Origin of the sequence: Psychrobacter sp. (assembly GCF_030457785.1) — a bacterium.
Lineage (GTDB): Bacteria > Pseudomonadota > Gammaproteobacteria > Pseudomonadales > Moraxellaceae > Psychrobacter.
Map to the genome: position 1 here is coordinate 1 of NZ_JAKDUI010000079.1, position 10,361 is coordinate 10,361.

At 44.8% G+C, this 10,361-nt stretch carries 5 protein-coding genes and 4 tRNA genes; 7 read left to right on the forward strand and 2 right to left on the reverse strand.

Going from position 1 to position 10,361, the window contains the following annotated elements:
* Window positions 1–68 precede the first annotated feature (68 nt).
* Both polA and L0J61_RS05505 read right to left on the reverse strand, forming a co-directional pair.
* Window positions 69–3,047 carry a DNA polymerase I gene (polA, locus tag L0J61_RS05500; RefSeq protein WP_301465336.1) on the reverse strand — a complete coding sequence of 993 codons (2,979 nt, stop codon included), beginning with the start codon at window positions 3,045–3,047 and terminating at the stop codon, window positions 69–71.
* Between the two features lie 254 nt (window positions 3,048–3,301).
* Window positions 3,302–3,715 carry an organic hydroperoxide resistance protein gene (locus L0J61_RS05505; protein WP_301465337.1) on the reverse strand — a complete coding sequence of 138 codons (414 nt, stop codon included), beginning with the start codon at window positions 3,713–3,715 and terminating at the stop codon, window positions 3,302–3,304.
* Between the two features lie 507 nt (window positions 3,716–4,222).
* Between L0J61_RS05505 and L0J61_RS05510 the strand changes: the two genes are divergently transcribed.
* From L0J61_RS05510 to L0J61_RS05540, 7 genes are all read left to right on the forward strand, one after another.
* Window positions 4,223–5,818 carry a peptide chain release factor 3 gene (locus tag L0J61_RS05510; RefSeq protein ID WP_301465338.1) on the forward strand — a complete coding sequence of 532 codons (1,596 nt, stop codon included), beginning with the start codon at window positions 4,223–4,225 and terminating at the stop codon, window positions 5,816–5,818.
* 415 nt (window positions 5,819–6,233) lie between these two features.
* Window positions 6,234–7,328, forward strand: coding sequence for an FHA domain-containing protein (locus tag L0J61_RS05515; RefSeq protein ID WP_301465339.1), 1,095 nt, complete (start codon window positions 6,234–6,236; stop codon window positions 7,326–7,328).
* Between the two features lie 263 nt (window positions 7,329–7,591).
* Window positions 7,592–9,088 carry an anthranilate synthase component I family protein gene (locus L0J61_RS05520; protein WP_301465340.1) on the forward strand — a complete coding sequence of 499 codons (1,497 nt, stop codon included), beginning with the start codon at window positions 7,592–7,594 and terminating at the stop codon, window positions 9,086–9,088.
* Between the two features lie 193 nt (window positions 9,089–9,281).
* A tRNA-Thr gene (locus L0J61_RS05525) sits at window positions 9,282–9,357 on the forward strand.
* A 65-nt stretch (window positions 9,358–9,422) separates the two neighbouring features.
* Window positions 9,423–9,506, forward strand: a tRNA-Tyr gene (locus tag L0J61_RS05530).
* Window positions 9,507–9,589: 83 nt separating this feature from the next.
* Window positions 9,590–9,663, forward strand: a tRNA-Gly gene (locus tag L0J61_RS05535).
* A gap of 118 nt (window positions 9,664–9,781) precedes the next feature.
* Window positions 9,782–9,856, forward strand: a tRNA-Thr gene (locus L0J61_RS05540).
* The last annotated feature ends 505 nt before the right edge of the window (window positions 9,857–10,361 follow it).

Consider the following 10,361-nt stretch of genomic DNA (forward strand, 5'->3'; position numbering starts at 1 on the left):
AAGTATGAGCATTACCTAAGAAACCCCTACCTCTAAGGTAGTGGGTAGTTCATTTAATGCTTCTTTAATCAATGCGCCTCATCCCAGTTTTCACCACTATCGGTTTCAACCAGTAATGGCACGGCAAAGTCTACATTCCAGCCTTTGTTTTTCGCGGTGTCTTTTAATACGTCTTGCATGGCTGTTTTGATTAGGCTGCCTATCTCATCGACTTTATCCGTATCAACTTCAAACACCAATTCATCATGGACTTGTAGCAGCATTTTTGCTTGATTTTTTGGCAATACTTGATCGACGGCAATCATGGCCAGCTTAATTAAGTCAGCGGCTGAGCCTTGTAGTGGCGCATTAATCGCAGCACGCTCAGCGCCTTGTTTAACCATACGATTGCTATGGGTGATATCAGGTGTGTAGAGCTTGCGACCTAATATGGTCTCGACGTAGCCGTTATCATGAGCGCTGGCGCGAGTGTTAATCATATAATTTTTTACACCAGGGTAACGCTCAAAGTACATGTCGATATAGTCTTGCGCTTCATTGCGGCTCATCTGTAGCTGCTTGGCAAGACCAAAGGCGCTCATGCCATATAGAAGACCAAAATTAATGGCTTTGGCATTACGACGCTCAGTGGGTGTCACATCTGCGACATCTTTACTAAGCACTTCAGCAGCGGTGGCAGCGTGAATATCTAAGCCTTCATTGAAGGCGTGGGTGAGGTTTTTGTCTCCTGAAAAGTGTGCCATCAAACGCAGCTCAACTTGAGAGTAATCTGCAGCCAAAATCACACGACCTTCTGGAGCGATGAAGGCTTGACGAATCAATCGACCAGTCGCAGTACGAATCGGAATATTTTGTAAGTTGGGGTCAGTTGATGATAAACGACCAGTGCTGGTCAGTGCTTGGTGATAGCTGGTGTGTACACGGTCAGTCTCAGCGTCTGCGACATTGTCCAGTGCGTCTGTATAGGTGCTTTTTAGCTTTGAGAGACCACGATACTCAAGGACAATCTCGACCAATGGGTGATCAATTTTTGAGAGTACGGCTTCACCAGTAGAGTATTGTCCAGATTTAGTCTTCTTGCCACCAGGCACGCCCAGTTTATCAAACAGCATCTCGCCTAATTGCTTCGGTGAGCCAAGATTAAATTCTTCGCCTGCAATTTCATAAGCACGTTTTTCAAGCGCGATTACTTCATCATCAAATCGTTCGGATAATTCATTGAGAAATGAGCGTTTGATTAAAATACCGTTTGCTTCCATTTGGCAAAGGATTTCTGCGGAAGGGATTTCTAGTTCGTGCAATAATTGAGCGTTGTTTTCATCAGCATCGAGTTTTTCGCTAAAGACGTCAAAGAGCTGATAAGTGATGTCGGCATCCTCACAGGCGTAATCACTGGCAATATCAATCGCGACTTGGTCAAACGTCACTTGCTTAGCGCCTTTTCCTGCCACTTCTTCGTAGCTGATGGTCTGGGTTTGTAGATAATGCCGTGCCAAGTCATCCATGCCGTGACGAGTAGCAGCAGCGTTAATCACGTAGCTGGCAAGCATGGTATCCATGCGCCAGTTATTGGGTCTTTCATGTATCGCCCCGATCAAGTCGATATCATAGTGACTAAGGATATGAGCGTCATATTTGAGATGTTGACCGATCTTGCCAATGTTTGGATTCTCCAAGATAGGCTTTAATCGAGCCAAGACCGTATCGCGATCTAGCTGCTTGGCAGTTAGTTCGTCACCTTCTAGACTGTGAGTGAGTGGAATGTAATAAGCTTCATGCGCCTGCAAGGCAAAAGACAGACCAACGATCTCCGCCTGACGCCAATAGACGCTGGTGGTTTCGGTATCGAGGACGAAGTGCGATGCGTCTTCTAAGTGTTTAACCAAGCTATCAAAGGCAGGCTCATCTAAAACAGTATGCCAAGCTCTGTCCTGGTACGGACGGTCTGTGCCACTCTCATCCGAGTTTGACTGCAGGGATTTGGCGATTTGCGCTTGTGATTCGGCATTCGCTTGACTGTCAGCGACACTTTGTGAGCCGTTTCCATTTGCATTGGCGGGATGGTTTGGGTGATCAAGAGATGCCAACTCATTTCTAAACTCTAGCTCAGTGTATAGCGCTCGCAAATCATCGATATGAGCACAAGGGTCGGTGTTGATTTTTAAGTCCTGCCATTCTTGTCCGACACTCAAATCCGTGACGATGGTGGCCAGTTTTCGATTAAAAGGAATGTCATCAGCGTGCTCAATCAAACCTTTTGCGCCGCGACCTTTGATAAAACCAATATGCTTTAACATATTACCGATATCGCCATACTCAACGAGCAAATCTTTTGCGGTTTTTTTGCCGATTCCTGGGACGCCTTTGATGCCATCCGAGGCATCGCCCATCAGGGTTAAAAAATCAATTATCTGATTTGGATTGATACCAAACTTGTCGACGACCGCTTGGGTATCCGTGACTTTACCAGTAAAGCTATCTTCCAATATGACGCAATCATTGACCAGTTGCATCATGTCTTTATCACCAGTGGAGATGACCACGTGATGACCATATTCTACCGCTCGATGTGCCAGCGTTCCGATGATGTCATCGGCTTCTGCACCTTCGATACGCAACAGTGGAATCCCTAAAGCAGCAACCAAACGATGAATATAAGGAATTTGCTCCAGCAGCTCTACATCAATAGGTGGGCGGGCGGCTTTATAATCAGGGGACATGTGATGACGGAAAGTCGGTGATTTGGTGTCAAAACACACCGCCATATGAGTCGGGTGATATCGACGCATCAGCTTAAGCAGGGCATTAAGTGTGCCACGAATTGCATTGGTTATTAGCCCTTGAGAGTTTTGCATGGTTTTTGGTAGGGCATGATAAGTGCGAAACAAATAATAAGAGCCATCTACTAGGATAAAAGGCGGCTGCTCTTTATCCACATGACTGGTGTCCATCATCGCTACATTGGGCATAGTGTCAAAGTTTGGTAGGGCTTTCGGGTCAAGCGCTTGGTGCGAGTTGTGTTCACTGTCGGTTATGTGGTCAGTCATATAAGTCACTTATCAGCTGTGGGATAAAAATATAGACTCATTATAACGATAAAATCAGCGCGTGCCGAGCTGCATCAAAAGTTACAATTTACTTCAGGGCGGTTTTAGCATCAGCCCTCACTACCCAAATGTTTACTAGCACAAAAAAAATGAACTCGGCATTTACCGAGTTCATTTCTTATAACGTTTTTAAGACTGCGTACCAATAAGTATGGTGATTACAAATGCTGAACAGCCAAACTTGCTAAGTGGTACTATTTCACTTCTGAGGTCACTTCAACATCAATATTGCCACGCGTTGCTTTTGAGTATGGGCAGACTTGATGTGCCTTTTCGACCAGTTTTTGAAACTCATCAGCAGACAGTTCGGTGTTTTCACCAACCACATAAATTTTCGCAGCCAGTTTGTAATCGTGGCTGTCGCCTTGTAATAAGTCGACTTCGATTTCGGTTGTGGAGTCAAACGTGGCTTTTTCCATTTGCTTGACTGCACCCAGCGCACCATCAAAGCACGCGCTGTAACCTATGGCAAACATCTGCTCTGGGTTGTTACCTTCTTTGTCTGAGCCTGGCGGAACCATGTTGATGCTGAGGTCGTTGTCGCTCAAAGTGGCTTTACCCGCACGACCGCCAGTGACTGTAGCTTTGGTAGAGTATAAAGCTTTCATGACATGTCCTTTGTTATTGATTTTCACGTTGATTTTTCGGTAAAGCACTGGTTGCTAAAATGCGCCTTACTGAAGGGGGTGTGTTCTGAAGTGAGTGCCTTTTTTATAAGTGCCTTTTTATTATTTTCCACTAACACTTATCGTAGCAGTTTGCACAGCTAGCGCAGTGCAGCTGTAGTAACTATATATGATAGGTTTGTAAGTGCGACAGCTAGGGCATGTCGCTAATATGGACGATACCATTATAAAGAACACTGCCAAATTTCTATGAATTAAAAACAGCGGTGAACTCAGCGATGCTTCAGTCAATGAATACGTCGATGAAGGAATAGTTGGCTAAATTATCAAGATATAGACTTGTTGTTGCGTCCATTAAACCAATAAAAACTGAGTGAGGTGACATGAGTTAGTTCTGCAGTATGAAGTGAAATCCGTTACAATACGCGCATATTTACCCTATTTATTTAGAGCCATCTCTAAATGACCTAACTGTTGAAGCCGAACACTATGAGCGTAGATCCGAAAAAACTAAAGCAAGAAGTTACCAAACGCCGTACCTTTGCCATTATTTCGCATCCCGATGCGGGTAAGACCACCATGACCGAAAAACTATTACTATGGGGTCAGGCGATTCAGGTAGTGGGAGAGGTCAAAGGTCGCAAGACGGATCGCCATGCGACGTCTGACTGGATGAGTATGGAGCAAGAGCGTGGTATTTCTATCACGACTTCCGTCATGCAGTTTCCTTATAAAGACCATATGGTCAACTTGCTCGATACACCAGGTCACGCTGATTTCAGTGAGGATACTTACCGTACTCTAACCGCTGTAGATAGTGCACTGATGATGGTCGATGGCGCAAAAGGCGTTGAAGAACGTACCATCAAGCTGATGGAAGTGTGCCGGATGCGTGACACACCGATCATCTCATTCGTTAATAAACTTGACCGTCAGATTCGTGAGCCACTTGAGCTACTCAGTGAAATCGAATCAGTGTTGAAGATTAAATGTGTGCCGGTCACTTGGCCCATCGGTATGGGGCAGGATTTTGTCGGTGTTTATCATTTGACCGAAAACAAAACCTATCTATATGAAAAAGGTCATGGCGGTGATATGACGGTCGCTGAAACTCGTGAGGGCTATGATTATCCTGATATTCGCGAACGTTTGGGCCAGTTGATGTTTGACGCTTTTGAAGAGTCGCTTGAACTGGTGCAAATGGCGCTAGAAGATTTCAGTGTTGAAGAGTTTTTAGCAGGCGAGATGACGCCAGTATTGTTTGGTACCGCATTGGGCAACTTTGGTGTCAACATGGTGCTAGATACGTTGGTCAAATACGCGCCATCACCAAAGGCGCATCCGACTAACGAGCGGGAAGTGGCAGCCACTGAAACTGAGTTTAGTGGGTTTGTATTTAAAATCCAAGCCAACATGGATCCACGTCACCGTGACCGCATTGCCTTCTTACGTGTTTGCTCAGGTAAATACGAGAAAGGCATGAAGATGAAGCATGTGCGTCTGGGCAAAGACATACGTATTGCCGATGCCTTGACCTTCCTCGCTGGCGACCGTGAGGCACTAGAAGAAGCCTATCCAGGTGACATCATCGGCCTGCACAATCATGGAACGATTTCTATCGGCGATAGTTTCACCGAAGGCGAGGAGTTGCACTTTACGGGTATCCCGCACTTTGCCCCTGAGTTATTTCGCCGCGTGGTGCTAAAAGACCCATTAAAATCGAAAGCATTGCAGAAAGGCTTGCAGCAGTTAAGTGAAGAAGGTGCTACTCAGGTCTTTATGCCGCAGATTAATAACGACCTCATCTTGGGTGCGGTTGGTGTGCTACAGTTTGAGGTAGTCGCGCATCGCCTAAAAGAAGAATACAAAGTGCAGTGTACCTTTGAGCCAGTATCGATTGCCACGGTACGCTGGATTCACTGCGATGATGAGGTAGCGCTGGCTAAATTTAAGAAAAAAGCGCACGACCAGCTATCAATAGATGGTGGCGGTTATTTGACGTATCTAGCGCCATCGCGTGTGAACTTGCAGCTCATGGAAGATCGCTATCCAGAAGTAACTTTTAGTAACACGCGCGAGCACTAAAATCGCAAGAATTCAACCGGCAGATATCCACTGCGTTGAGTATCCTGCAAGCAAGAAAAGGCACGAATATCGTGCCTTTTTTGTGGATGTCTATTTTAAGACAGTAGCAAAAAACACCTGCTATGCCGTAACACTTCCAAAACACAAACAGTGTTCCTACAATAGTGTATCGCTGATACGGTAGAATACTAAACAGGTACTTACTTATTAACTGACCGCTATAACTGACGGCGCCGTGTTCTCAATCTAAATGAAGACTCTAAGCCGGCCAATGCCTAAGATTATTCGTAGTCAATCATTGCGATTCTATAAACCCCATTTTCACGGCATAACATCCCTTTGAATAATCAGTAGAAGTTTCTCTAGAATTAGCTTATGACAAGAGTATTTTATAACAATAAGGAGTAGGACAACGATGAATAATACAGACAGCTCGGAGACGACAGAAAATACTGAAACCTGGCATCTAAATGCGTTGACAGAAGCACTCGGGGACTTGACGTTGCCAGTCAGTGACAGCCTGTCCGTCGGACGCGGTAGTGACAATGATGTCGTGTTGGGCAGCAAGCAAATATCACGCAATCATGCTCTGCTCAGCGTATCGGATGGCCAGATATATGTAAAAGACTTGGGCTCATCAAACGGAACATTTATCAATGATCAGCGTGTAGAGGGCGATGAATCCAGCTTGCTGCAAGCAGATGATACCGTTGGGTTTGCAAGTTTTACCTTTCGGGTCATTGCGCCAGTGGCCGCCCAGACAAGCAGCGCACAGGCAGCACCAGTGGTGGAGAAAGAGCCAGACGTTAGGGAAGATGTTGGTGCTGAGCCATTGCCTGTTGAGCCGGCTGCGCAAGAGCCAGTGACAACAGAGCCAGTGGGCGAAGAATCCGTAGACGAAGAGCTAGTGGACGAAGAGCCAGCAGCCGAAGAACCTATCGTAAAAGAGACAGGTATTGAGGAGATGTTGCCAGCCCGCGAGGATAAAGTAGAACCAGAACCCACGGGAAGTCTGGCAGCGCCTATAACAGAGTCAGATAATGATCTTGAGCCAACCGATGATACTGCTGTGGCATCACCAGTCAAGGCTGAAAATACAACGCCTTCAGCCGTCAAAGAAGAAATGCTACTCAAAGAAGAAGCGCCAGCAGAGCAACCAGCTAAGCCTAAAGAGCAACTAACTGCGCCTGAAGAGCCAGCTTTGAGTGAAGAGCCAGTCACGCAACCAGAGCGTAATAAAACGACCAAAACGACTCTACAAGAAGAGGCCGACCCTGATATTTTACGTGCTAAGCAGGCAGCCAGTGCTCAGTTTTCAGGTACCGCAAATCTTGAGCAGTCTCGTGATCTTGGTACTGAGGGTAACAATGCGATGGATCAGGAACTCAATAATCCAGCCCACACAGAGCAAGCAGAGAAAAGCGCGAGTGGTGGTTGGTTTATATGGGTGTTCGTCGCGATTTTGATTATTGGATTGGCAATATGGTTTTTTAGTATGAACGGTGCATAATTCAATAATTAGTCATTCCATTTAAGTGACTGGAGAGCCAGCGATGTTTGGTATAATCGTTTATCGCTGCCCGTGAGTATGACAGTGGTCGCTGATACGCTGTTTTAGTACCAATACGCTGTCTTAATAACGTCAACATTCAGTAGAGTGTTGACGTTATCGTTTATTCGTATTGCAATTAGGGCGTGTTGAACATATGGCCATAGCACTGACATCTTTATTGTTCTTGTGTTTTGCTAATAGTTTGTTGAGAGAGTTTTACCATGATTACCTTTGAAGAGTATCAAGCGTTTCAAGACCGAGGCTTTAGCCATGCACCACTGATCAAAAAACGTCTGATGGATGCACAGACGCCAGTATCCGTGTTTTCTAAAGTTCGTGATTTGAGCGGATCGGCGTATTTGTTTGAGTCGGTAGTCGGTGGTGAGCGTTGGGCACGGTATTCGATGATCGGGTTGGGTAATGATCTGATCTTGCAGTATTCAGACGGTATCATGACAGTTAAGAAAAACGATCGCAACGACGTAGATGCGGTAGATGACCCCTTTGATTATATTCGTCAGCTCATGGCTGAGTATAAAATGCCTACATCAGAGGATATCGCTGCATTACCAAGCTTTAGCGGTGGTCTGGTGGGTTACTTTGGGTACGATATGGTTCGAGTGATTGAACCAAGTGTGGGCTTGTCTGATGCGCCAAACCCGATGTCTATGCCAGACATGTGGCTGATGTTATCTATGAGCGTGATAGTTTTTGACAGCCTAGAAAACACGCTATCTATCATAGTCTATGCCGACTGTAATGCCGAAAACGGTTATAGCAATGCCATTCGGCAGCTGGAAAAAATAGAAGAGAAGCTGACAGAAATGCCGAATTTAAATGCACCCATTATGCCGACGCCAAAATTTCAGTCACAAACAGGGTTAGAAAAATACTGCAACGATGTCAATAAAATCAAAGAGTACATCTTAGCAGGCGACGTGATGCAAGTAGTCCCAGCTCAGCGACTGACCGCGGATTATAGAGGCGATTCTCTTGCTGTATATAGAGCGTTGCGCTTTTTAAACCCATCGCCTTACTTATTTTTGGTTCATGGCTATACTCTAGATGATCATAAGCGCTTTGATATCATTGGCGCTTCTCCTGAAATCCTATCACGTATTGACAATGGTAAAGTTACCGTGCGACCGCTGGCGGGCACACGCAAGCGTGGTCAGAACGAAGCAGAAGACATCGCATTGGAGCAAGAGTTATTAAACGATGACAAAGAGATTGCTGAGCATCTGATGTTAATTGATTTGGGGCGTAACGATATCGGTCGAGTTTGTGAGTATGGCAGTGTCAAAGTCACCGACAAGATGTTTGTAGAGCGGTATTCACAAGTGATGCATATTGCCTCAAATGTCGAAGGGACCGTAGCGCCAGATAAGGATGCATTAGACGTCTTCTGTGCGACGTTTCCAGCAGGAACGTTGACAGGCGCGCCAAAAATACGTGCCATGCAAATCATTGACGAGATTGAGCCTGTGCGCCGTACGGTTTTCGGCGGGTCTGTCGGTTATTTAGGCTGGCATGGCAATATGGATACTGCGATTGCCATTCGTACGGCAGTGATGCGTCGCGGAAAAATACATATCCAAGCGGGCGCGGGTGTCGTCGCCGACTCAGTACCAGAAGCAGAGTGGGATGAGACCAATAGAAAAGCACTGGCATTGCTCAAAGCAGTAAAAATGGCCTGTAATGGTTTACGCATTCGTTAGACAACGACGTCACTAGAAGTAACTAAAACAACTACTGGAATGATAGCAAGAAAACCCACTGTTTTTCTTTCATAAAAAACAGACGTATAATCAATCGCTTAGGTGAAATTGTTAAAATAAATGCAAAAAAGGTAAAAAAGGGCTTGCGTCTCTCAAAATATTTGATAGAATAGCCACCACTTTGAGGGAACAAGCCGACTTAGCTCAGTTGGTAGAGCAACTGACTTGTAATCAGTAGGTCGCCAGTTCGATCCCGGCAGTCGGCACCATCTCTTCAAAGTAGCTTTTTATAAACTTACTTTAGATTAAAGTCACTTTATTCAAAGCAACCCAAGGTGGGATTGGGGAGCGGTCAAACCCAACAGACTGTAAATCTGTCGCGAAAGCTTCGAAGGTTCGAATCCTTCTCCCACCACCATATTTTAAAATTTGTCATAGCGCCAAGCATGCTCTTTTATATCTAAAGACTCTCGATTAGAGTCAGTTAAAATAAGAGTATTTGCGGGTGTGGTATAATGGTAACACCTTAGCCTTCCAAGCTAATGACGCGGGTTCGATTCCCGCCACCCGCTCCATATATGCACCATCGCAAAAAGCTATCAATAATACATCACGATTATCAGTTTTGATGACTGTATCGTGATATTTTTTTTAGTAAGACTACAGGTTGTCACTGTAGCATATTGAAAATATGCTCATATAGCTCAGCGGTAGAGCACTCCCTTGGTAAGGGAGAGGTCTCGAGTTCAATTCTCGATATGAGCTCCATTTATTGTTTATGCATTTTGTGTTTGCTTCGCTGCTTTAATACACAGCTTTACGTCGATATCGAAATTATAGAATATTGAAAACTATAAAATTAGTGTGGCAAGTTATAATTCAAAGGTGACACTAAGGTGTTGCCTTTTAGTGCTGTCAATTTGTTATTAAGTCGTTAAGTTATAATGAGAAAATGGTTGATAGGGGCTATTATAGGTAGTTGAATAGATTGAAAAGTCTGTGTAACGCCTATAGATATGAAATATATACAACGAGCACGAAATACTGAAGTGTGTAAAATATCGAAGAGTATATAACGAAACGTCTAAGTAGCGACGACACTATTTTTTTAATAGAAATACCTTAGTAGTTAAGCCATAGCGTCAACGATTTGATGGTTTGGTATGTATCATCAGCCGTCAAACAGCTATTCACTGTTCTTTGATTGATAAATCTTCACCAAAAAAAGAGGAATTACCCATGGCAAAGGCCAAGTTTGAACGTAACAAGCCAC

What these genes read in the sequence shown, in the direction of transcription:
- polA (WP_301465336.1), bottom strand. Translation starts at nt 3,047, where the DNA reads ATGACTGACCACATAACCGACAGTGAACACAACTCGCACCAAGCGCTT.
- L0J61_RS05505 (WP_301465337.1), bottom strand. Translation starts at nt 3,715, where the DNA reads ATGAAAGCTTTATACTCTACCAAAGCTACAGTCACTGGCGGTCGTGCG.
- L0J61_RS05510 (WP_301465338.1), top strand. Translation starts at nt 4,223, where the DNA reads ATGAGCGTAGATCCGAAAAAACTAAAGCAAGAAGTTACCAAACGCCGT.
- L0J61_RS05515 (WP_301465339.1), top strand. Translation starts at nt 6,234, where the DNA reads ATGAATAATACAGACAGCTCGGAGACGACAGAAAATACTGAAACCTGG.
- L0J61_RS05520 (WP_301465340.1), top strand. Translation starts at nt 7,592, where the DNA reads ATGATTACCTTTGAAGAGTATCAAGCGTTTCAAGACCGAGGCTTTAGC.